General features: G+C 65.0%; 22 protein-coding genes. 18 read left to right on the forward strand and 4 right to left on the reverse strand.

What is annotated here, in order from left to right; translation table 11 throughout:
- The first annotated feature begins 188 nt into the window (after positions 1–188).
- The 10 genes from B015_RS0107420 to B015_RS0107465 all read left to right on the forward strand — a co-directional run bounded on the left by B015_RS0107420 (position 189) and on the right by B015_RS0107465 (position 10,961).
- Positions 189–1,388, forward strand: a complete 1,200-nt coding sequence (locus tag B015_RS0107420; RefSeq protein WP_018427046.1) for an NAD-dependent formate dehydrogenase — start codon at positions 189–191, stop codon at positions 1,386–1,388.
- Positions 1,389–1,516: 128 nt separating this feature from the next.
- Complete coding sequence (locus B015_RS0107425; protein WP_081623548.1) at positions 1,517–1,906, forward strand: DUF2946 family protein; 390 nt, start codon at positions 1,517–1,519, stop codon at positions 1,904–1,906.
- A gap of 53 nt (positions 1,907–1,959) precedes the next feature.
- Positions 1,960–3,312, forward strand: a complete 1,353-nt coding sequence (locus tag B015_RS0107430) for a PepSY domain-containing protein (RefSeq protein ID WP_040456588.1) — start codon at positions 1,960–1,962, stop codon at positions 3,310–3,312.
- A 94-nt stretch (positions 3,313–3,406) separates the two neighbouring features.
- Positions 3,407–3,727 carry an SH3 domain-containing protein gene (locus tag B015_RS0107435; protein ID WP_018427049.1) on the forward strand — a complete coding sequence of 107 codons (321 nt, stop codon included), beginning with the start codon at positions 3,407–3,409 and terminating at the stop codon, positions 3,725–3,727.
- Between the two features lie 118 nt (positions 3,728–3,845).
- Positions 3,846–5,027 carry an MFS transporter gene (locus tag B015_RS0107440; RefSeq protein WP_018427050.1) on the forward strand — a complete coding sequence of 394 codons (1,182 nt, stop codon included), beginning with the start codon at positions 3,846–3,848 and terminating at the stop codon, positions 5,025–5,027.
- Positions 5,028–5,099: 72 nt separating this feature from the next.
- Positions 5,100–5,861 (forward strand): DNA repair protein RecO, encoded by a 762-nt coding sequence (recO, locus tag B015_RS0107445; protein WP_018427051.1) that lies wholly within the window; start codon positions 5,100–5,102, stop codon positions 5,859–5,861.
- Complete coding sequence (locus tag B015_RS0107450; protein WP_018427052.1) at positions 5,858–6,376, forward strand: PaaI family thioesterase; 519 nt, start codon at positions 5,858–5,860, stop codon at positions 6,374–6,376. Before recO ends, B015_RS0107450 begins: the two co-directional genes overlap by 4 nt.
- 26 nt (positions 6,377–6,402) lie before the next feature.
- Positions 6,403–9,174 (forward strand): DUF2339 domain-containing protein, encoded by a 2,772-nt coding sequence (locus B015_RS0107455; RefSeq protein WP_026226999.1) that lies wholly within the window; start codon positions 6,403–6,405, stop codon positions 9,172–9,174.
- A gap of 228 nt (positions 9,175–9,402) precedes the next feature.
- Positions 9,403–10,038, forward strand: a complete 636-nt coding sequence (locus B015_RS0107460) for an outer membrane protein (protein ID WP_018427054.1) — start codon at positions 9,403–9,405, stop codon at positions 10,036–10,038.
- A 293-nt stretch (positions 10,039–10,331) separates the two neighbouring features.
- The gene (locus tag B015_RS0107465) at positions 10,332–10,961 is read left to right on the forward strand and encodes an outer membrane protein (protein ID WP_026227000.1); all 630 of its coding nucleotides are present in this window, start codon (positions 10,332–10,334) and stop codon (positions 10,959–10,961) included.
- Between the two features lie 95 nt (positions 10,962–11,056).
- Here the strand turns inward: B015_RS0107465 and B015_RS0107470 are convergent, their stop codons facing one another.
- Positions 11,057–12,304 carry an MFS transporter gene (locus B015_RS0107470; protein WP_026227001.1) on the reverse strand — a complete coding sequence of 416 codons (1,248 nt, stop codon included), beginning with the start codon at positions 12,302–12,304 and terminating at the stop codon, positions 11,057–11,059.
- A gap of 236 nt (positions 12,305–12,540) precedes the next feature.
- Between B015_RS0107470 and B015_RS0107475 the strand changes: the two genes are divergently transcribed.
- The 6 genes from B015_RS0107475 (at position 12,541) to B015_RS0107500 (ending at position 18,388) form a co-directional block, all read left to right on the forward strand.
- Entirely contained in the window at positions 12,541–13,059 is a 519-nt protein-coding gene (locus tag B015_RS0107475) for a sigma-70 family RNA polymerase sigma factor (protein ID WP_026227002.1), read from the forward strand.
- Positions 13,056–13,850, forward strand: a complete 795-nt coding sequence (locus B015_RS0107480; protein ID WP_018427058.1) for an anti-sigma factor — start codon at positions 13,056–13,058, stop codon at positions 13,848–13,850. Before B015_RS0107475 ends, B015_RS0107480 begins: the two co-directional genes overlap by 4 nt.
- A 373-nt stretch (positions 13,851–14,223) precedes the next feature.
- Entirely contained in the window at positions 14,224–15,330 is a 1,107-nt protein-coding gene (locus B015_RS0107485) for a peptidase C39 family protein (RefSeq protein ID WP_018427059.1), read from the forward strand.
- Positions 15,327–16,787 carry a RimK family alpha-L-glutamate ligase gene (locus B015_RS0107490; RefSeq protein WP_018427060.1) on the forward strand — a complete coding sequence of 487 codons (1,461 nt, stop codon included), beginning with the start codon at positions 15,327–15,329 and terminating at the stop codon, positions 16,785–16,787. Before B015_RS0107485 ends, B015_RS0107490 begins: the two co-directional genes overlap by 4 nt.
- 33 nt (positions 16,788–16,820) lie before the next feature.
- On the forward strand, positions 16,821–17,093 hold the full coding sequence (locus B015_RS0107495) for a DUF3303 family protein (protein ID WP_018427061.1): 273 nt from the start codon (positions 16,821–16,823) through the stop codon (positions 17,091–17,093).
- A gap of 110 nt (positions 17,094–17,203) precedes the next feature.
- A complete protein-coding gene (locus B015_RS0107500) occupies positions 17,204–18,388 on the forward strand; it encodes a low temperature requirement protein A (protein ID WP_018427062.1) in 1,185 nt (394 codons plus the stop codon).
- Between the two features lies 1 nt (position 18,389).
- On the opposite strand, the gene B015_RS0107505 is transcribed toward B015_RS0107500, so the two are convergent.
- Entirely contained in the window at positions 18,390–19,145 is a 756-nt protein-coding gene (locus B015_RS0107505; protein ID WP_018427063.1) for a TSUP family transporter, read from the reverse strand.
- A 171-nt stretch (positions 19,146–19,316) separates the two neighbouring features.
- On the opposite strand from B015_RS0107505, the gene B015_RS0107510 reads away from it, so the two are divergent.
- A complete protein-coding gene (locus B015_RS0107510; RefSeq protein ID WP_018427064.1) occupies positions 19,317–19,943 on the forward strand; it encodes a glutathione S-transferase family protein in 627 nt (208 codons plus the stop codon).
- Positions 19,944–19,957: 14 nt separating this feature from the next.
- Here B015_RS0107510 and B015_RS0107515 read toward each other — a convergent pair whose 3' ends face one another.
- A complete protein-coding gene (locus tag B015_RS0107515; protein ID WP_040456074.1) occupies positions 19,958–20,578 on the reverse strand; it encodes an HD family hydrolase in 621 nt (206 codons plus the stop codon).
- Complete coding sequence (locus tag B015_RS0107520) at positions 20,575–21,429, reverse strand: folate-binding protein YgfZ (protein ID WP_018427066.1); 855 nt, start codon at positions 21,427–21,429, stop codon at positions 20,575–20,577. The genes B015_RS0107515 and B015_RS0107520 overlap by 4 nt, the downstream gene beginning before the upstream one ends.
- 69 nt (positions 21,430–21,498) lie before the next feature.
- Here B015_RS0107520 and B015_RS0107525 point away from each other — a divergent pair, with 69 nt between their 5' ends.
- On the forward strand, positions 21,499–22,830 hold the full coding sequence (locus B015_RS0107525) for a dihydroorotase (RefSeq protein WP_018427067.1): 1,332 nt from the start codon (positions 21,499–21,501) through the stop codon (positions 22,828–22,830).
- The last annotated feature ends 196 nt before the right edge of the window (positions 22,831–23,026 follow it).

The raw sequence follows: 23,026 nt of genomic DNA on the forward strand, positions 1-23,026 counted from the left end.
ACCGCGGCCCGCTCCGCCATCTTACCTCGTGAAACGCGCAACATCTCGAACGAGGAAGCGCCAGGCGGCAGGCCGGCTGGCCACCAAAAATCCCGAAGGCCAGTTGACCCCGCCGTCCGCGCCAAGGTTTCGGGCAGCGTTACCTTTGAAAGCGTCTTCCTCGTCAGCCAGACGAAGGGAGATACGAAATGGCCAAGGTCGTTTGCGTCCTTTACGACGATCCGGTGGATGGCTACCCCAAGCACTATGCGCGGGACGGCCTGCCGAAACTTGAGCGCTATCCCGGTGGCCAGACATTGCCCACACCTGATGCCATCGACTTCGAGCCGGGCGTGCTGCTCGGCAGCGTGTCGGGCGAACTCGGCCTGCGAAGCTTTGTCGAAGGCGCTGGGCACAGATTGGTCGTAACCTCCGACAAGGACGGCCTCGACAGCGTGTTCGAGCGCGAGCTCGTCGACGCCGAGATCGTCATTTCGCAGCCGTTCTGGCCGGCCTACCTGACCGCGCAGCGGATCGCCAAGGCTTCCAGCCTGAAGCTCGCCATCACCGCTGGCATCGGCTCCGACCATGTCGACCTGCAGGCGGCGATGGAGCACGGCATCACGGTGGCCGAGGTCACCTACTGCAACTCGATCAGCGTATCCGAGCACGTGGTGATGATGATCCTGGGCCTCGTGCGCAATTACATCCCGTCCTATCAGTGGGTTGTTGACGGGGGCTGGAACATCGCCGACTGCGTTGCCCGGTCCTATGATGTCGAGGGCATGCAGGTGGGGACGGTGGGTGCCGGCCGGATCGGCAGTGCCGTGCTGCGGCGACTCAAGCCATTCGACGTCAGGCTGCACTACACCGACCGCCACCGGCTGCCCGAGGCCGTCGAAAAGGAACTCGGCTTGACCTTCCACAAGACGGCGGCCGACATGGTGCCGGTCTGCGATGTCGTCACCATCAACGCGCCGCTGCACCCCGAAACCGAGAACCTGTTCGATGCGGCGTTGATCGCCAGGATGAAGCGCGGCGCCTATCTGGTGAACACGGCGCGCGGCAAGATCTGCAACCGCGACGCTGTCGCGGCAGCACTCGAGAGCGGCCAGCTGGCAGGGTATGCCGGCGACGTCTGGTTTCCGCAGCCCGCGCCCAGGGACCATCCGTGGCGGACGATGCCGCATCACGGCATGACGCCGCATATTTCGGGATCGTCGCTGTCGGCCCAGGCACGCTATGCCGCCGGCACCCGCGAAATCCTCGAGTGCTGGTTTGCCGGCCGGCCGATCCGCGAGGAATATCTGATCGTCGACGGTGGCAAGCTCGCCGGCGCGGGGGCGCATTCCTACAGCGCGGGCGATGCCACGCGCGGATCGGAGGAGGCGGCCCGCTTCAAGCAGTGACTGAAGCGCGCTTACAGGAGCGAATGCAGCGGGCGAAGCGTCGAGCGTGAGAGCTAGAGTTGGTTCGCCATCGATTCTGCCGCAGTGACGTTGGCTCGGAATCGTGCCATTCCGCTGGCATGAAGGGGATGCGGCTCCTATTGCGGGACAGGCTGTCGGCTGGCGCCATCGCCGGCATCATCGCCTTCATGCTGTTGTTCCAGGCGCTGCTCTCGGGCTTTGCATCAGGCGCCATGGCAGCCTCCGCCGCCGATCCGCTCGGCGTCATCTGCACCATGGAGGGCATGGGCCCGGCTGGCGGCGATCAGCCCGCCCGCAGCCCTGCCGAATGCCCCTGCGGCACGCTTTGCCAGCTTGCCGTCGCGGCTACGCCCGGCCTGCCGGGCGAGCAGCTTGCCTTCATTCTTGAGCGGCCCGAGGCTGATGGCACAGTCGTTGCCGAGCAACGGCAGCCTGCACCTCAAGGCCAACGCGGTCTCATCGCCGAGGCGAGGGCGCCTCCGCTTTTCTCCGTCTGACGTCGAAATCTGCAGGCCATCCGGCTCGCGCTTCCACTGATATGGAGACAACAATGTCCGATACGACCCTCGGACGGGAGAATGCCGTCGTGCGCTCCGCGTCCAACCTCTACCGAGCCGTCTGGCGCTGGCATTTCTATGCCGGGCTGATGGTGCTGCCCTTCATGATCACACTCGCCGTGTCAGGCGCGCTCTATCTGTTCAAGGACGAGATCGACAATTTTGTCTATTCCGACCTCAAGCGCGTCGCAATCGAGCAGAGCAAGGTGTCGCCGGAAGCCATGGTGGATGCGGCCTTGGCCAATTATCCCGGCGCGGCGGTGAAGTACCTCGACCCGGCAACGCCCGAGAGCTCAGCCGAGATCACCTTGACGACGCCTGATTTCGGCAAGCTGGCCGTCTTTGTAAATCCTTACAGCGGCTCTGTGCTGGGCGCCTTGCCCGACCGCGGCACCATCATGTGGACGATCCGTTACCTGCACAGCCTGAAATATTTCGGCGACGGCGCGCGGCTTCTGATCGAGCTTGCCGGCGGCTGGTCGATCCTGTTGGTCGGCACCGGCATCTATCTGTGGTGGCCGCGCGGCAAGAAGGGCGGCGTCGTCAGCGTGCGCGGCAAGCCGAAAAACCGCATGTTCTGGCGCGACCTGCATGCGGTGACCGGCCTGTTCGTCGGCTTTTTCATCGTCTTCCTGGCCATCACCGGCATGCCCTGGTCGGGCGTCTGGGGCGAGAAGGTCAACGAATGGGCCAATGGCAGCAATTTCGGCTATCCCTCTGGCGTGCGCGTCGACGTGCCGATGTCGGGCGAGCATCTCGACCATGTCTCGAAAACGTCGTGGTCGCTGGAGCAGGCGAAGCTGCCGGAATCGTCCGAAGCCGCGGGCACGCCGATCGGGCTGAACAAGGCGGTCGAGACTTTTGATCGGGTGGGTCTGCATCGCGGTTATGCGGTTGCAATCCCGAGCAAGCCGACGGGCGTCTACACCGGCTCGGTTTATCCTGATGACGCAAGCCAGCAACGAGTGATCCATCTCGACCAGTACAGCGGCGAGCCGCTGATCGACATGGGTTTCGCCGACTACGGCCTGGGCGGCAAATGGATGGAGTGGGGCATATCGGTGCATATGGGCCAGGAGTTCGGGCTGGCCAACCAGCTGGTGCTGCTGGCCGCCTGCCTCGGCATCGTGCTGCTTGCCGTGTCAGCCGGGGTGATGTGGTGGAAGCGACGTCCGGTCGGTTCACTCGGCGTGCCGCCGCTGCCCGAGGACCCAAGGGTGTTTCGCGGGCTGATCGCCATCCTCGCTACAGGCGGCATCGCCTTTCCGCTCGTCGGCCTGTCGCTGCTGGTGATGCTGGCGCTCGACTGGGCCGGTACGCGGATGCTGCGCCCACGCTACGCCTGACGCGATGCGGCCGCCGCTCTTGGGTGGCGGCCGCCTTGGCGCATGGGGCACGTCGGGCTAAGCTCTGATGCCGGGACAGCAAGCGAGGACGAACATGCCGAGAGCACTTCTGGTCGCACTGCTTACGCTCGGTGTTGCAACGCCCGCCATGGCGACCTCGGGACCTGGCTGCCTGGTGGTCGTCAACGTCGCCAGGAACGACGCGCTCAACATGCGCGCCGGACCTTCAGCCAATGCCCGCATCGTCGACGTGCTGGTGCCGCAGCGCCACGGCATCATCCATCTCGACGCCGCCTGCCGGCCGACGACCCAGCCATGGGCAAGCCGCTGGTGCCCGGTCACCCATTATGACGGCGACCGCACCACCAAGGGCTGGGTCAAGGCGCGCTTCGTCCGCGACAGCGAGTGCCCGTAACCGGCCCCAGCAGGGGGCGAGACAAAACTGGACCAACCGGCTTTGCTTGACCCGTGGCCTGCCATGGGGCACTGACGCCGTCCCGAAAAAAGCCCTCAATCGACAGACTGGCAGGACAATGACCACCGGCAAGCATGGCGGCCATGCAGGCATAGCCTTCGCTCTCATCGTGACAAGCACCGTGCTCGGCATCGCCGGCACCGACCTCGTGCTGCCGGCCGTACCCAGCCTGCCCGAGGTGCTGGGCGGCAGCTACGCCCAGGCGCAATTCGTTTTGGCAGCATTCGTCACCGGATCGGCAGCCGGACTGCTCACTTTCGGCACATTGGGTGCGCATTTCGACCAGCGTCGGCTGCTGGTCGCTTCGCTCGTCGCCTACGGACTGATCTCGGCAGTCGCCGGCATGAGCACGTCGCTCGACATGCTGATCGGTCTGCGCTTCCTGCAGGGCGCGGCGGGTTCGGCGGCGGCGGTATTTGCCCCCGGCATGATCCGCGCACTGTTCGGCGATGAGCGTGCAGTGGGCAAGCTTGGCCTGCTCGGTTCGATCGAGTCGCTGACGCCGGCACTCGCACCCGTCGTGGGCGTGTGGCTTCTGTCGCTTGCCGGCTGGACCGTCTCGTTCGACGTGATCGCCGCGCTGGCGCTGCTGCTGGCAGGTGCGGTTGCGGCATTGAGCCGCCATTTGCCGGCGCTGACCACGGGCAAGGGCGCGGGCGGTTACGCCCATCTGCTGCGCGACGCGACCCTCCTGCGCTACGCGGTAAGCCATGCCTTCACGCTCGGCGCACTGCTGGTGATCGTCTTTGCAGCGCCGACCGTGTTCGTGGCGGCACTCGGCGCCGGGCTCAAGGATTTCATCATCATGCAGATGACCGGCATCGCGACCTTCATCGTTGCCGCCAACTGGACCGGGCGGCTGACCGGCCGCTTCGGCGCCGAGCGTATGATCTGGTTCGGAACCGCTCTGTCTGCCCTCGGCGGCGTGGCGATGCTGGCATACGCGCTGATCGGCGGAGCCAACACACTTGTCGTGACCGCCCTGTTCGTGCCGTTCAATTTCGGCCTCGGTTTTCGTGGGCCGCCCGGCTTCCACCGCGCGGTGGTGGCCTCGCAGGGCGACGATGCCCGAGGTGCTGCTCTGGTCGTCGTGGCCATCCTCGGCACCACGGCGGTGGGCACGGCCATGGTCGCGCCCTTCATCACGCTCGGCCTGTTGCCGCTCGCCATCGTGGCTGCGGCGCTGGTGCTGGTGGCGCTGCTGCTGCTCGCCGTGATCCCGCCTCTGAAGGACAGGTGAAGGCGCCTCGGCTTGCCCGGCGATGCCGCCAATGTCCTTGATTTCGCCGCGTAATCGGCTGATGGTCCGGCCATGGAATGGCGCGACGAAGGAATCATCCTCGGCACCCGCAAGCATGGTGAAACCTCTGCCGTGCTCGAGGTGATGACGCGGACCCATGGCCGCCATCTCGGGCTGGTGCGCGGCGGCCGCTCGCGCAAGCAGCAACCGCTGCTGCAGCCCGGCAATCGCGTCGAGTTGACCTGGCGCGCGCGGCTCGACGAGCATCTCGGCACCTTCCAGGCCGAGCCGATCGAGCTTAACGCAGCCCGCCTGATCGACAGCGCCGTCGCCGTCTACGCGCTTCAGACTCTCGCAGCCCATCTCAGGCTGTTGCCCGAGCGTGATCCGCATGGCGGCCTCTACGAGACGCTGGGCATCGTCATCGACAATCTCGGCGATGCCGACTGCGTCGGCGAACTGGTGGTGCGCTTCGAACTGCTGGTGTTGGAGGAACTGGGCTTCGGCCTCGATCTCAGCGAGTGTGCCGCCACCGGCAGCCGCGAGGAGCTGGCCTATGTGTCGCCCAAGTCCGGCCGGGCGGTGTCGCGCATTGCGGGCGAGCCTTGGCGCGACAAGCTGTTCCTGCTGCCTGTCTTCCTGCAGCAGGGCGCGCGGCAGGGCGCAGACCTTGCAGCCATCGAGGATGCCTTCCGGCTGTCGAGCTTCTTCTTTTCCCGTCACGTCTATGAGCCGCGCGGCATTGAGCCGCCGGAGGCGCGCGGCGGGTTGATTGCGGCGCTGCGCAAATATTACGCCGCCCGCGCAATTTCGCATGGAGATACCGCCGCATGAGCGAGTTCGAGCTGTTTCCGGGCCATGTCGCGAAACTCGGCCTGGGCACGATCCCGCACGACGACGTGCATCTCTATTCGGGCCAGGAACTGCTGCAGCGCGTCGCCGACGGGCTCTATCCGGCGCCGCCGATTGCCGGTTTGATGAACATCGTTCTGACCGAGGTGGAGGAGGGGCGTGTCGTCTTCCGCGGACTGCCGAGTGAGCGCCATCTCAACCCGCTCGGCACGGTGCATGGCGGCTGGGCAGCGACCATTCTCGATTCCGCGCTCGGCTGCGCCGTGCACAGTACGCTCGCCAAGGGCGAGGCCTATACGACGGTCGAATTCAAGGTGAACCTGACGCGGCCGATCACGCCGAAGACCGGCGAGGTGATCTGCGAGAGCAAGGTAATCCACAAGGGGCGGACGCTCGCCGTCTCCGAGGCCAGCCTCAAAGACGCCAACGGCAAGCTGCTCGCCTTCGGAACCGAAACATGCTCGATCTTTCCCGTCGCCAATCTGGCGGCGCGCTGAGCGGCCAAGTCTGAGGGGGAGTGGCCATGTTCGAAAGTTTTCTCGGCGTCATCGCTGTCGTCGCACTGTTCGTCTTCGTCTCGAAGCAGCAGACGCGTCTCAACCTGCTCGAGCGGGAACTGGCGGCGCTGCGCGGCCTGGTGCTGTCGGGCGCGGCGCCGGCGGCCAAACCTGTCGCCAAAGCCGCCGAGGCGGTGATTTCAGATAGCATCAGCGAACCGGTTGCGCCGGAGGCATTGCCAACCGAGGCAGCCGCGGAAACGCCCGCGGCCATGCCTGCGACCGAGATGGCCGCAGCGGAGGCAACGCCCGGGAAGACGGAAGAACTGCCGATTGCAGCCGCTGTTGCTGCGGAAGCCGAGGTGGCCGGCCCGTGGGGCGGGAAGCCTGCTTCTGGCGAGGCTGCACCTGCTGCACCGCCGGCGCGGCAAAAAGCCGACATCGAAACAGCGCTTGGCACCCGCTGGGCGGTGTGGGTCGGCGGCTTGGCGCTGGCCTTTGGCGCCGTCTTCCTGATCCGCTATTCCATTGAATCCGGCCTGTTCGGACCCGGCGCGCGGCTGTCGATGGCAGCACTCCTCGGCCTGGCCCTTGTCGGCGGCGGCGAGTTCATTCGCCGCACGGGCTATCGCGTGCCGATCGAGGGCGGTGCAAATGCCTACATCCCCGCTGTGCTGACGGCCACGGGTGCATTCGCCCTGTTCGGTACGATCTACGCAGCGCATGCCATCTATGGCTTCATCGGCGCCGGGCCGGCCTTCGTGCTGCTCGGCATCATCGGCGTGGCGACGATTGCCGCAGCCCTCGCTCATGGCCAGGCTCTCGCGGGTCTCGGCCTTGTCGGCGCGATGGTGACGCCGGCGCTGATCTCGTCGACGGCGCCGAACATCTGGGCGCTGTTCGGCTACCTCGCCATCGTGCTTGTGGCCACCGCAGCGATTGCCCGGATCCGCCGCTGGACGCTGCTGATCGGCGCTGCCTTCGTCGGTACCGGCCTGTGGACGTTGCTTTACATGGCGGATGCGCCGCTGGCCAACTTCTCGGTTATCCTGTTCATCAGCGTGGTCACGCTGGCTGTGCTTGCCTTCCTGTGGCTTGGTCGCATCAGCGAAGAGGCGGCTGATACCCTCGACTGGCCGTCCATCGTGCCGGCCTTCTTCATCGCGGTGACAGCGCTGGTCCTGTTCCTCCATCCGGCCTATGCCGTGATCGGCGGTCCGCTGCGGGGTGCTGTTCTGCTGCTCGGCATGCTGGCCGTGGCGCTCTACCGGCCGGCAGCTCTTGCCATGTTGTTCGCCGCCGGCATCGCCACCGTGCTCGTCTACCTGCGCAACATCTTCGGAGGCACGGTTGAGCTCGACCTGCCCATCGGCGCCCTGACCGTCGAGGGGCTGCCGATCGAGATTGCAGGTGCGACGCTGACCCGCATCGGCTGGGTGCTCGGCCTGGTGTTTGCCGGCGCCGGCTTCTGGAACGCGCGGCGCCTGGTCGCCGTCGGGCCTTGGCGTTCCGCCGCTTGGGCCGGGTGGGCGGTAACCGTGCCGCTGGTGGTGCTGTTTTCGCTCTGGCTGGCCTATGGCAACCCCGACCGCGACCTGCTGCGGGCGCTTCTGGCAGCCGTTCTGACGCTGGCCTTCATTGCCGCCGGCGAATGGATCGCGCGCGCCGAGGAGCCGTCATTCGCAGGCGGACATGCGGTGTCCTTTGCCCTTGGCGGGGCGGGCGCGGCCTTGCTGCTTGCGCTGCATATGGGTTTCGGCTCGGGCTGGACCACGGTCCTGCTCGGCGCCTCGGCCGCCTTGCCGGCGCTGGCGACGCGGCTGCGGCGCTATCGGGTGCTCGGCTGGCTGAGCGTGGCGGCCGCCATTGCCGTGCTTGCTCGCATCGCCTTCGACCCGACCATCGTCGGCGCCGATGTGCTTGGCCGTACGCCTGTCTTCAACTGGCTGCTGCCGGGCTATGGCATCCCGGCGCTTGCCTTCGCCTTCGCCGCCTGGCAGCTCCGGCGCACGACCGACGGCCGGCCCCGTCTGGTGATGCAGGCAGTCGCCGCGTTGTTCTCGCTGCTCGCGGTCGCGATGCTTGTCCGCCACGCCATGAATGGCGGCATCATCAACTCGGAAGCCCCGACGCTGGCCGAACAGGCGATCTACACGTTGATCTCCCTTGGTGGCGCCGGCATCCTTGTGGCGCTCGACATGCGCTCGCCGAGCCCGGTGCTGCGCCAGGGGTCGCTCGCCATCGGCGTGCTGTCGGTGCTGTTTGTCGTCGCCCAGCACTTTGCGGTGCTGAATCCGCTGTTCACCGACGAAGGCACGGGCAGGATCCCGTTCTTCAACCTGCTGTTCCTGGCCTATCTGCTGCCGGCGATCGCTGCCGGTGGGCTCGCGCTCTACGCCCGCGGCAAGCGGCCGAAATGGTATTCGGCGATGCTGGCGCTGGTCGCGGCACTTCTGCTCTTTGCCTATGCCACGCTGTCGCTGCGCCGGCTGTTCCAGGGCGAGCATATCGGCCTGTGGGCGGGGTTGGGGCAGGTGGAGACCTACTCCTACTCGGCGCTGTGGCTGGCCATGGGCGTTGGCCTGCTGGTCGCCGGTGTGAGGCTAGGCTCGCAGGTGTTGCGTATCGCCTCCGCAGCCCTGATCTGTGTCGCGGTCGCCAAGGTGTTCCTGTTCGACATGTCGGAACTGGAGGGCGTGCTGAGGGCCTTGTCCTTCATCGGCCTCGGTGCAGTGCTGATTGGTATCGGCCTGTTCTACCAGCGCCTGCTGACGCGTGCTTCACGCGACGAGGGGTAAGGAAAGCTTAACGAAGATTGCCGGAAAGTTACCGATAAATAATTGATTTTATTATATTCCGTGCAATGTTGGCGCAATCCGCCCAGGGCATTTTCCGCTCGCACCCAACGATAGGGTGCACGGGAATTGGCCGGCGGGTTTCTCCCCCGTTGCCGTCGTGCCGGTGCCCGTCAACGGCTGCGAAGCATCTGCTTCGCAGCCTCTGTCAAATCTCGGAGCACCAAGAAAATGACCAAGCGAAATCTGTATCTCGTCCTGTTCGCTGGCCTCGCCCCCTTTGCCATGCCCGTGGTGGCCAATGCGGCCGACGTGGCCTCGGACTATTATTCCCAGCAGCAGACCAGCAGCGTTTACAACTGGTCGGGCATCTACGCCGGCGTCAATGGCGGCGTCGCGTCTGATGGATTCCCGAACCCGTTCTCCAGCAAGTCCGGCTGGCAGTTCGGCGGCCAGGCCGGTGTCAACATGCAGTCCGGCATGTTCGTCTATGGTGCCGAGGTCGAAGGCGGCTACGCCGGTGCCAAGCACAAGCTGGGTGGCGGCGCCGAACTCAAGCAAAGCTGGAACGCGGCTGCCAAGGTGCGCGCCGGCGTGGCACTCGACCGCACGCTGATCTACGGTACGGCTGGTTACGCCGTTTCCAAGTTCAAGCCCAAGAGCAATGTCATCTCCGATTCCAAGTGGGATGGCGGCTACCTGGTCGGCGCGGGCGTCGAACAGGCTTTTACCGACAACGTCTCGGCCAAGGTGGAATACAACTACGTCAACTATGGCGACGTCAGTGCGGTGAGCACCGGCGGGATCCGTCGCAGTGCCGACCTGGCGAGCCACACGGTGAAGGCCGGTCTGAACTACAAGTTCTAGGACAGTTGGCGCACACCGAGGGCAGGTGGGTCCCAATCGGCCTGCCCTCGGTATCTTCGATGGATTAACCACCTGTTAACATTACCGAAAGATTGCCGGATCCGATCGGTATCTATTAAAATCGGGTAAGAATTCGGCAACGAATGCGGGCGAAGGTCGCCTCGCGCCAATGATATGGCGCACGGGACTCGACCCTGCGGATTTCCTCCCCCGTACTGCCGTTGTGTCGATGCCCCGTCACAGGATCGCAAAGCCCCCGCTCGCGGTCCCAAGCAATGTCGGAGCACTACACCATGACCACGCGAAATCTGTTTTTCGTCCTCTTCGCTGGCCTCGCGCCCCTCGCCATGCCCGTCGTCGCATCCGCGGCCGACATGTCCTCGGGCTACCAGGATACCTCTTCGGGCGCCTATGACTGGTCGGGCGTCTATGGCGGCGCCCATGTCGGCATTTCCAACGACGGTTTCCCCAACCCGTTCTCAAGCAAGACCGGCTGGGGCCTCGGCGGCCAAGTCGGCGCCAACTTCCAGTCGGGAATGTTCGTCTATGGCGCCGAGATGGACGCCAGCTTCTCGAACGGCACCCGCCACAATATCGCCAACGGCGCCCAGCTCGAGCGCAAGTTCGACGCCGCCGCCAAGGCCCGCGCCGGCGTCGCCATGGACCGCACGCTGGTCTACGGCACAGCGGGCTACGGCCTGACCAAATTCGATGGCCGCACCAACGTCACTTCCGGCAGCAACTGGGAAGGCGGCTTGCTCTTGGGCGCCGGCGTCGAACAGGCCATCAGCGACAAGGTCACCGCCAAGCTCGAATACAACCATGTCGACTACGGCAAGGTGCGCTCGACTGTCGACGGCGTGAAGCAGGCCGACGAAATCTCCAGCAATTCGCTGAAGGCCGGCCTGAACTACCGATTCTGATCCAGAGCTCCGACGGGGCTCTGCCGAATTCCTGAAAACAAAGAACCGGCGCAACTTGGTTGCGCCGGTTCTTTCATTTTCAGGCTAAGTGGAGGCTACTCCGCCGGTGCCATCGCCTGATGGCGGACGACCGGGCGTTCCTTGATCGGCCAGTGCACGATCGCCGCGAAGATGCCGAGTGCCACGCCCAGCCACCACACCGGGTTGTAGGACCCGAAATGGTCGTAGAGGTAGCCGCCGAGCCAGACGCCGAGGAACGAGCCGATCTGGTGCGAGAAGAAGACGATGCCGCCCAGCATGCCCAGGTGGCGCGTGCCGAACATGATGGCGACGAGGCCATTGGTTGGCGGTACGGTCGACAACCACAACAGCCCCATGATGACGGCGAAGACGATGACGCTCGTCGGTGTCTGCGGCAAGAGCAGGAACGCCGTCACCAGCACCGAACGGGCGATGTAGATCCAGGCGAGGAAATGCGGCTTCGAGTATTTCTGGCCGATGACGCCTGAGGCGAGCGAGCCGATGACATTGAAGAAGCCGATCAGGGCGAGTGCGATCACCGCATAGCGGGCGTCGATGCCGATGTCCCTGATATAGGCGGGGAAGTGGGCGGTGATGAACGCAACCTGGAAGCCGCAGACGAAGAAGCCCGAGATCAGCAGCACATAACTCTTGTGGCCGAAGGCTTCCGACAGTGCCTGGCCGAGAGTCTGCTCGATCTCGGCATGCGAAATCTTGCCCGAGCGCGAATTGCCGACCAGTGGGATCGCCAGCAGCGGGATCACCAGCATGGCGATGGACATGTAGACCAGCGTGTCCGACCAGCCATAGGCGTCGATCAGGCCCTGGCTGATCGGCGCGAACAGGAACATGCCGGCGGAGCCGGCGGCAGTGCCGATACCGAATACGATGCTGCGCTTTTCGGCCGGCGTGTGACGGGCGAAGGCCGCCAGCACGATGCTGAACGAGCCTGCTGCGACGCCGAGACCGACGAGCACACCGCCGCTGAGATAAAGCATCGAGGCGGTGTCGGCCCCCGACATCATGTAGAGGCCGAGCGCATAGAGGAATGCACCGAGGGTCAGCACGCGCCAGCTGCCGAATCGGTCGGCCAGTGCGCCGAAGATAGGCTGGCCGAGGCCCCAGAATAGATTCTGGATCGCCATGGCGAGGCCGAAGGTGGTGCGGTCCCAGCCTTTTTCGGCAAGCATCGGCAGCTGGAAGAAGCCCATCGCCGAGCGCGGGCCGAAGGTGAGCGCGGCGATCAGACAGCCGCAAATGATGATGAGCCAAGGCACATTCGACCTCGACCTGGTGTTCACCGCCGCTGCCGTCATCGTCAAATCTCCCGTGAGTGGAGTGTTTTTATCCGATGCGCCCAAATGTTCAAAATCAATTGAACTAGCCCATGCTTCAAGAAATCTGATGGATCGGGAATAGAGCGCCCGCCTCAGGCGTTAGCACAGCGCTTGGGTGCCAGGCTTGGGTCTCAGGTGGCCGTCTTGCTTCGGCCGCTTGCGTTGCGCCGCCAAGGCGCGTTCAATCGGCGTGCATAGAGGGCGACTTGCGATCCGCTGTTATGGAAGAGAAGAAGGCAGCGATACTTGCGGAAATTCCCCGTCTGCGTCGATACGCACGCGCCTTATTGCGTGATCGCGACGCAGCCGACGACCTAGTCCAGGATAGCCTCGAGCGGGCGCTCGTGCGGATGGACAATTGGCGTACGGGGGAGAACCCGCGCAGGTGGCTGTTCACGATCATGCATCACCTGTTCATCGACCAGGTGCGCAAGGTGAACCGGCGCGGCGAGGCGGCGATGCTGCCGCTCGATACCTCGGAGGCGCTGGCAACACCCGCCATCCAGACAGAGAGCGTCGCCTCGCGCGAGATCGTCGATGCGCTGCAGGCGATAAGCCCCGACCGGCGCGCCGCCCTCGTGCTGGTTGCCATCGAAGGGTTTTCCTATGCCGAGGCGGCGACGATGCTCGGTGTGCCCGCCGGCACGCTGATGTCGCGCATCGCCCGCGGTCGAGACGAACTGCGTGCTCTGCTCGACGATCAGGCACGCCGCCGGACGATAAGGATCGTCGAGAAATGAACATGCGCGCTTTTACCGACCGTGACATTCATCTGGCGCTCGACGGCGAGCTGCCCGAGGACGAGCGCGCCGCCTACCAGGCCTGGCTGGAGGCCAACCCCGACATGAAGGCAAGGAGCCAGCGTTATGCCGCCGATCACGCGGCGTTGCGCAACCTGTTTGCCGACGTGCTGGAGGAACCGGTTCCGGCGCGGCTGGAGAATGCCGTCAATGGCGAAGCGCCGAAGCGCAAGCTGATGGCGCAATGGTGGCGGATGGCCGCCGCTGCTGCGCTGCTGGTTGCCGGCGGCCTCGGAGGTTATGTCGCCGGCGCCGGTGGTCTTGGCGGGGGAACTGATTCCGACGACCAGATGGCCCAGCTGGCAATAGCCGCGCACCAGACCTTTGCCGCCGACAAGAACCGGCCTGTCGAGGTCGACGGCACTGATCAGGTCTACCTCACCGGCTGGCTGTCCAAGCGCACCGGGCTGAAACTGATCGCGCCCGATCTCACCAGCAACGGTTTCCGCCTGCTCGGCGGTCGCTTGGTGCCCGCGAATGGCAGCACGGCAGCGCTGATGCTTTATGCCGACGAGCAGGGCAACCGCATCTCGGTCTATGTCACGACCGAAGGCACCGAACGCACCAAGGGCACCTATGTGCTGTCGGGTGGCGGCCCCGAGGCAGTCTACTGGCAGGCCAAGGGCTATGGCTGCGCCATCGTCGGCACCCTGCCGCCAGACGTGCTGAGCGTCGTTGCCAAGGACGCCTACAAGCAATTGCTGGCCGGGGCGGGACTGACGCAGTCGTAGGGTTCGGGCGGGCGGCGCGCATCTCGGCAGTATCAGCGGCTGCGGCTCGGCGCTGGTTCCTGATGGTTTGCAGCCAATGAGCGATCACAAGCCATCAGGACATCGGTAGCGGGCCAAGCCGTGACGGTCGAGCGAGCAAACAAGACATCACGCTGCTGTCCAGCCCCGCACGCACGGCATGGGCAAAGCCGCAAGGGACGCACTGTTTTTCGGCAATAATCCTATGAGATTCATATCCTCACCGCCCCCGGAGCCATGTCACAATAAGGCCCGAATCGAGGCGTGACTGCGCAATGAAATGCGGGGCACGCCGGTGCTTCGCAGGGACATTCCTTTAGGGCTCCTCCCGCCCATACGAGGTTCTCAGGTCCAGATGGCAGCCGACATTCGTACGGCCCGCGCTGAAGATGTCGATGCGCTCTGCGCCATCGAGAACGCCGTGTTTGACGGCGACCGCATCTCGCGTCGTTCCTTCCGCCAGCTCATCGATCACGAAACCGCGGAGGCACTCGTTGCCGACATCGACGGCCGGGTCGCCGGCTACGCCATGGTGCTGTTTCGCAAGGGCAGTGGCGTGGCACGGCTCTATTCGTTCGCCATCGCCCCCGAATTCGGCGGCAGGGGTGTCGGCCGCAGCCTGCTCGATGCGGCCGAGCGCGTCGCCTACGAGCATGGCCGCATGATGATGCGTCTCGAGGTGCGCGAGGACAATCTCCGCGCCATCAGGCTCTATGAGCAGAACAGCTATCGCCGCATCGGCCAGGAGCCCGACTATTACGAAGACGGCATGACCGCACTTCGCTACGAAAAGATGCTGCGCGGCGACGTGCCGATCACCACCAAGGTGCCATTCTACGCCCAGACCTGCGATTTCACCTGCGGGCCGTGCTGCCTGATGATGGCCATGGCCAATTTCGACCGGACCTTCGCGCCGGATCCGGTGATGGAAATCAGGCTTTGGCGCGAGGCGACGACCATCTTCATGATGTCGGGGCCGGGCGGCTGCGAACCGTTCGGGCTGGCGGTGGCCGCATATGAGGCCGGGCTTGGCACGGAGATCTTCGTCTCGGCCGAGGGCGCGCTGTTCCTGCAGTCGGTGCGTAGCGCCGAGAAGCGCCGGGTGATGGAACTCGCACAGGCCGACTTCCGCGCCCGCGCCGACAAATACGCCATTCCGGTGACCTATCGGCCGTTCGGGCTCGACGACATCAGGGCGCGGCTGGCCGAGGGCAAGCTGGCGCTGGTGCTGATCTCCGGCTTCATCATGTTCGGCAAGAAGGTGCCGCACTGGGTACTCGCCATCGGCGACGACGGCGGCCACATACTGATCCACGATCCCTGGATAGAGGACGAACAGCGCGAGACAGCCTCCGACGCCGCCAACATTCCCGTTCCCTACGACATCTTCATGCGCATGGCGCAGTTCGGCGCCGACGGCCTGCGTGCAGCCATCATCCTCGGAAAGTCCGCCAGACAATGACCTGGGTCATCCTCACCGGCCGGCAAAGCGATCTCGACCAGACCGCCACGCCGCACAAGATCATCACCAATCGCGACTACCTCGCCCATCCGTCGCTGTTCCGCGGCCAGCGGCCGAAGGTCATCAACCTATCCAACCGCTACGACTACCAGAGCCGCGGCTATTACGCCTCGCTGTTGGCCGGATCGCGCGGCCACAAGGTTATCCCCTCGGTCGAAACCATGATCGACCTGTCCGAACGCAAGCTTTACGAGAACGCGCTGCCGGAGCTCGAGCTGGCGCTGAACAAGTGCCGCAAGGATCTGGGGGGCAGCTTTCCGGCCAAGGTCACGGTGTTCTTCGGCATCGGGCCGTCCAAGGCGTGGGACCGTTTCGCCAAGCTGCTGTTCGACTGGTTCCGGGCACCGGCGCTGGAAGTCACCATCAAGGATGGCGAGTGGGCTTCGATCCACAAGGTCGGCTTTGCCGCCCTCGGCCGGCTCTACGAAGCCGACAAGACGCGCTTCGTCGCAGCGCTCGACACCTACACCAGCCGCGAATGGCGCGACACCAAGGCCCGTACGCCGTCGCGTTATACCTTCGCCACCCTGATCGACCCGCATGAGCAATTGCCGCCCTCGGCGATCTCGTCGCTTCGCCACTGGGCTCGTATCGCCGAAAAGATGGGCGTCGAGGTCGAGCCGATCACCAGGAAGGACCTTGCCAAGCTCGCCAATTACGACGCGCTGTTCATCCGAGAGACGACGTCGATCTCGAACCACACTTACCGCTTTGCCCGAAGGGCACAGCAGGAGGGTATGCCTGTCATCGACGATCCGCTGTCGATGATCCGCTGCACCAACAAGGTCTACCTGAACGAACTGATGGCCTACAACAACGTGCCGGTGCCGCCGACGGTGATGATATCAGGGCCATCGGACCTGCAGACCGCGGCCGACACGCTGGGCTTTCCGCTGGTGCTGAAGATCCCCGACAGCTCGTTTTCGCGCGGCGTGAAGAAGGCGCATGACTTCAACGAGCTGAAGGCGCTGGCGACGGCGTGGATGGAGGATTCGGACCTACTGATTGCCCAGAAATACATGCCGACCCAGTATGACTGGCGCATCGGCGTGCTTGGTGGCCAGCCGCTGTTTGCCGTCCATTACCTGATGGCCAAGAAGCACTGGCAGATCGTCAATCACGACGGCAAGGGAAAGCCGGTCGAAGGCGGCATCAAGACGTTTACGCTGAAACAGGCGCCTGCCCATGTGGTGGAGGCTGCAGTGAAGGCCGCCCGTTGCATCGGCGACGGGCTCTATGGCGTTGATCTAAAGGAGACCAAGGATGGCGTCTTCGTCATCGAGGTCAACGACAACCCGAACCTGGACCATGGCGTCGAGGATTCCGGCGAGAAGGACGAGGTCTGGGTGCGGCTGACGCAATGGTTCCTGGACCGCCTCGAGCGGAACGGGAAGTAGGCTCGCACAAGCGTCTCAGGGGAGGGGGAGTTCATGCAGTTCTTTGTGATCGAGGATTTTCGCGGGCGCGATCACAAGGCGATCTATCGCCGTTTCCGTGACCGGGGACGGCTGGCGCCGGAAGGTTTCATCGTCCACCACAGCTGGATCGCGGCGGACATGAGCCGCTGCTTCATGCTGGTCGAGGCCGACGACGTGACGCTGCTGCAGCGCTGGGTGGTGGAATGGGCCGATCTTGTCGGCTTCGAGATCGTGCCGGTGGCGACCAGCAAGGACACCGCTGCAGGGCTCGCTCCCCATCTGTGAGCTGGCGGCCGCTTTGGGCTTGGCAATAGGTGTGGTGACAGTCGTTCTACCCGCTTGACGCGAGGCCCTGCCGCCATGAATGCTGGCCTCAACCAGCAGAGGGGACACGCATGGCACTAAGCGGGGCAACTCAGGATTACCAGCGCAAGCGGCGGCCGGGCGAAAGCGCCAGGGTCGAGTTCGTCGAACTGTTCTTCGACCTGGTGTTCGTCTTCGCAGTCACCCAGCTCTCGCATTTCCTGTTGCGCGACTTGAGCTTGAGCGGCGCGCTGGAAAGCCTGTTGATGCTGGTCGCCGTGTGGTGGGTGTGGAACTACACCGCCTGGGTGACCAATTGGCTCGACCCCGGCAAATCGCCGGTGCGCGGCATGCTGTTTGCCCTCATGCTGGTCGGCCTGATGTTGTCGACTTCCATCCCCGAGGCGTTCGAAGGGCGCGGCTTGCAGTTCGCGCTTGCCTATGTCTGCATGCAGGTCGGTCGCACCCTGTTCGTGATGTGGGCGCTCAGGAAACACAACCGTGACAACTACCTCAACTTTGTCCGCATCGGACTGTGGTTGGCGCTGTCGGGCGTGTTCTGGATCGCCGGCGGCCTGGCGGAACCGGAGTATCGTTTTGCCTTGTGGGCGGTTGCCCTGCTGATCGAGCTGGTGTCGCCGGCGCTGGGCTTCTGGACGCCGTGGCACGGCGCCTCGTCGACGACGGGCTGGGATGTCGAGGGCGGGCACATGGCCGAGCGCTCGGCGCTGTTCATCATCATCGCGCTCGGCGAGTCGATTCTGGTCTCGGGCGCGACCTTTGGCGAGCTCGAATGGACCTGGGTCAATTTCGCCGCGTTCCTGACCACCTTCCTTGCGTCTGTGGCGATGTGGCTGGTCTATTTCAATGTCGGGCAGGAGCTTGCCCATCACAAGATCGCCGAGGCCGCGGACACGGGGCAGATCGCCCGTGTCGCCTACACCTACATCCCTGTCGTGCTGGTGGCCGGCATCATCGTGGTGGCGGTCTCGGACGAACTGGTGCTTGCCCATCCGCTTGGCCATGTCGAGCCGGCGCTGATCTGGACAGCAATCGGCGGCTCGGCCCTCTATCTCGCGGGCAACCTGTTGTTCAAGTTCTATGTCGTCGGTCGCGTGCCGCTGTCGCATGTCATCGGCCTTGGCATCCTTGCGGCCATGGTGCCCTTCGCCAGCCATATGTCGCCGCTGCTGATCGGAGCTGCGACGACTTTTGTGATGGTTCTGGTGGCCTATCTCGAGCTGCGCGGGCAGCCAAGCAGGCACCACGGGCACTGAGCTAGAGCCAGTTGCGCAGGCCCTGGGCGATGAGCAGTGCCCCGCCGGCGACCACCACGGTGTCGAGGATGGCGATGTGGCTGCGGTTGGTGAGGCCTGACGCCAGCCGCTTGGCGATGAACGCGCCTGGCGTGGCGCTGAAGCCGATCACCAGGGCCATCGCCACCGACGAGAACGGCAGGAAGCCTGCGGTCTGGAACACCAGCACCTTGGCGAGGCCGAGCGTCATTGAAATGCCGGCGTCGGTGGCAACCACGGCCCTGCCGCCGAGGCCGGCGGCCAAAAGGATGGTGATGAGCACGACGCCGGCCCCTGATGTGCCGCCGGCAAGCAGGCCATAACCCAGCCCGGCGGCGCGGAGCCCCGCGCCTCGGAGATTGCCGCGGGCCCGCATCAGGAGCCGCCTGACCGGCACCAGCACGATCAGCACCGCGCCGATGAGCAGCGTGATGCCGGGACCCGACAGCAGCGTGTAGCCATAGGCCCCGGCAAGACAGGCAGGGAAGGCGAAGGCGCCGACGGCAAGGGCCGTGCGGCGGTCGAAGTCGGTGCGGAAGGCGGTCAGCCGGCTGCCATTGGTCATCAGCGCCGAGACGCTAATGATCGGCACCACCGCCTCAGGCCCGACGATGGGCAGCAGCACCGGCGGCAGCAACAGGCCAGTTCCGTAGCCGGTGACGCCGCCGAGGATGGCGGCGCAGAACGACACCACCGCCACCAGCAGATATTGCCACAGCGCTACGTCACCAAAGGTCACGACTCAGCCCAGCCTCAATGTGGATTGCCCGGCCGTTCTGGGGCAGTTGCGGCCTGCCGGCAAGGCTGCGCCGGCAAAGCATCTGGCTTGCCGCGGTCCAGTCAGTGGCTTCTGGATCGACACGCATGCTCGTGTAGTATCGCGCAAGGACTTCTTCCGGGACGCCACAACATGATGCTCATCGGCCAGTATGACAGCCCCTTCGTCCGCCGCGTCGGCATAGCGCTCAGGCTCTATGGCGTTTCGTTTACGCACGAGCCGTGGTCGGCCTTCGGCGATGCCGACAAGATCAGGCGCTACAATCCGCTGACGCGGGTGCCGACGCTGGTGCTCGACAACGGCGACTCGCTGATCGAGAGCCACATCATCCTCGATTATCTCGACAGCCTGGCGCCCGGCGGGCAGGCGATGTTCCCGATCGCCGAGCCGGCGCGCCACCAGGCGCTGAAGGTCGGCGCCCTTGCCATGGGCCTGGGCGACAAGGCGGTAAGCTTGTTCTACGAGCGGCGGCTGCACAAGGAAGTGTCGACCGTCTGGGTGGAGCGCTGCCGCACCCAGATCACCGACGTGCTGGGCGTGCTGGAAGCCGATCGCGCGAGCAGAGACAGCGACTACTGGTTCGGCGACCGCATCGGCCATGCCGATGTCGGCGTGGCGTGCGTGCTGCGCTTCATCAACGATGCCCATCCTGGGCTGGTGGCGATGGATGCGTTCCCTTCGCTCGCGGCGCTGTCGGCCCGGCTCGAGGCGATGCCGGTGTTCCAGGAAATCAGCCAGGAGTTCATCCCGCCGGCCTGAGGCCCGCCACGGGATCAGGCCCGGCCGGAGCGCTGTCTTTCGATGGCCTGGAAGCGGTCGACAAAAGCCTTCTGGACGCGCTTGGCCGGCTGCGGCGCAAGGTCGAGCCCGTCACTGGAAATGCCGCGCGGGCGACCGAAAAACTGCGTTGCTTCAGCCACTGAGAAGCCGGCGAGTTCGGTCGCCTCGAAATAGGCAGCGATCTGGTCGGCGCGTTTGATCTCTTTCTTGAGGCCTTGGGAGATCGTGCCGGGCAGGCTGAAGCGTAGGTGGACAGCGTGCTGTAGCCGCTCCTCACAGGTCTTGTAGCCGCCGCCGACCACCGACTTGAACGGCGAGATCATGTCGCCGATGACGTATTCGGGCGCGTCGTGCAACAGCGCGGCCAGCTGTGCCTCGGGCGAGGCGTCGGGCGCGATCCGGCGAAAGATCTGCTCGACCAGCAGCGAATGCTGCGCCACCGAAAAGGCGTGGTCACCCGAGGTCTGGCCGTTCCAGCGAGCGACGCGGGCGAGGCCGTGGGCGATGTCCGATATCTCGACGTCGAGCGGCGAGGGATCGAGCAGGTCGAGGCGGCGGCCCGACAGCATGCGCTGCCAGGCCCGTGGCGGGGCGCCGGGGCGGTCGGCCATCAGGCGTCTTCCGCGATGGCGGCTTCGGGATAGGTGAAACGTGCCCAGTCGGGGATCGCAGGGGTGACCGCGACGTCGCCGGCTGTGATCGCAGCGCCGGCGTCGAGCGCTGCCTTCACCCTGTCGATGCGGGCGATGGCGAGGCCGTGCTTGCCCGAAACCGAGCCGAGCGTGCCGACAACCTTGCCGCCTGACATGAGGTCGGTGCCAGGGGCAGGCAGGTCGGAGGCAGCGGATATCAAAAGCACGCGGCGGCGCGCCGTGCCGCGGTGCTGCATGCGTGAGACGACCTCCTGGCCGATGAAGCAGCCCTTCTTGAAACCGATGCCGTCGAGCTGGTCGAGCAGCACGTCATGCGGGAAGGCGTCGGCAAGCGCATAGTCGGGGCCGCTCTCGGCGACGCCGCTGGCGATGCGGAGGGCGTGCCAGTCGGCCTCGGTGGCATCGGCTGCAGGCGCCGAACCGTAGTGGCGGAAGACAGGCTGCTGCAAGCGGCTGTCGCGGACAGTTGAATCGGATTGGGAGGCAGCTGAATCATCTTGCCACGAGACCGAGACAACCAATTGATTCTGCTTGGAAATGTCTGCCTTGGCTCGCAGCTTGTAGAGCATCAGGCGGCGGACAAGATCGTCAGCGATGTCGGCACGGCATTCGAGCCGGAGCCCGTTTTCGCCGCTGCGCGACACCAGGAAATCGAACATGATCTTGCCTTGCGGGGCGAGCAGAGCGCCTGGTTTGGCCTCGCGCTCACCGAGCGCCGCAAGGTCGACGGTCAGGATGCTTTGCAGGAAATGCTCGGCGTCGGGACCGGAGACATCTATGGTGGCGCGGTCGGCGAGAATGGCTGTCGGCATGGACCTGATCTTGCATTTCGGAGAGCCATTACGTAAGCCGCAGGCAATTTCCAGACAAGGGCACCCGCGATGGCTAACACCTTCGATCTCATCCTCAAGGGCGGGACGGTCGTCAATCAAGACGGGACAGGCGTCCGCGATGTCGGCGTGATCAACGGACGGATCGCCGCGATCGGCGATTTGGGCAGCGCATCCGCCGGCGAAACCATCGACTGCCGCGGCCTGCACATCCTGCCGGGCGTCGTCGACAGCCAGGTGCATTTCCGCGAGCCGGGGCTCGAACACAAGGAAGATCTGGAGAGCGGTTCCCGCGCGGCCGTGCTTGGCGGCGTCACCACAGTTTTCGAGATGCCCAACACCAACCCGCTGACGACGAGCGAGGCGACGCTTGCCGACAAGGTGAGCCGTGCCACCGCGCGCATGCACTGTGACTTCGCCTTCTGGGTCGGCGGCACGCGCGACAACGCCAAGGATGTCGCCGAACTGGAGCGTCTGCCGGGTGCTGCCGGCATCAAGGTGTTCATGGGCTCGTCGACAGGCGACCTGTTGGTCGAGGACGATGAGGGTGTCGCCTCCATTTTGCGCAATACCCGCCGCCGCGCTGCCTTCCATTCCGAGGACGAGTTCCGCCTGCGCGAGCGCCAGAACCTGCGCGTCGAGAACGATCCGTCCTCGCACCCGATCTGGCGTGACGAGATCGCAGCCCTCCAGTGCACCGAGCGCCTGGTGCGCATCGCTCGCCAGGAGCGCGCCCGCATCCACGTGCTGCACATCTCGACGGCGGAAGAGATCACCTTCCTCGAACGGCACAAGGATGTCGCCACCTGCGAGGCGACGCCGCACCACCTGACCATGAGCTCGGACGACTATGCCCATCTCGGCACGCTGCTGCAGATGAACCCGCCGGTGCGTTCGGCACGCCACCGCGACGGCATCTGGCATGGCATCAGCCAGGGCGTCGTCGACGTGCTCGGCTCCGACCACGCGCCGCACACGCTGACCGAAAAGGCCAAGCCTTATCCGGCCTCGCCTTCAGGCATGACCGGTGTGCAGACGCTGGTGCCGATCATGCTCGACCACGTGAACGCCGGCCGCCTGACGCTGGAGCGCTTCGTGGATCTTGCGAGCCATGGCCCGAACCGCATTTTCGGCATGGCCCGCAAGGGCCGCATCGCCGCCGGTTACGACGCCGACTTCACCGTCGTCGACATGAAGCGGACCGAGACCATCACCAACGCCCAGGCCGGCTCCAAGGCCGGCTGGACGCCTTATGACGGCAAGCAGGTCACCGGCTGGCCGGTCGGCACCATCGTCCGCGGCATCCGCGTGATGTGGGAAGCCGAGATCACCACCCCGTCGCAGGGCAGGGCGGTTGCGTTTTCTGAGGCGGTGGTGAAGTAGGTTTCCTGTCCCGTTCACGGGAGAGGAAACCGGAAGCCAGGTGAGGGTGGAGGCAGCCTCCCCGATTTATGCGCTGATCCCCATCCGGCCCCTCGAGCCGCCTTTTCCCCGTAAACGGGGCCAGGAGGAGCGGTATCATCGTGCGCGGCATCCGCGCCATGTGGGAAGCCGAGATCACGACACCCTCACAGGGCGA

Origin of the sequence: Hoeflea sp. 108, from assembly GCF_000372965.1 — a bacterium.
Lineage (GTDB): Bacteria > Pseudomonadota > Alphaproteobacteria > Rhizobiales > Rhizobiaceae > Aminobacter.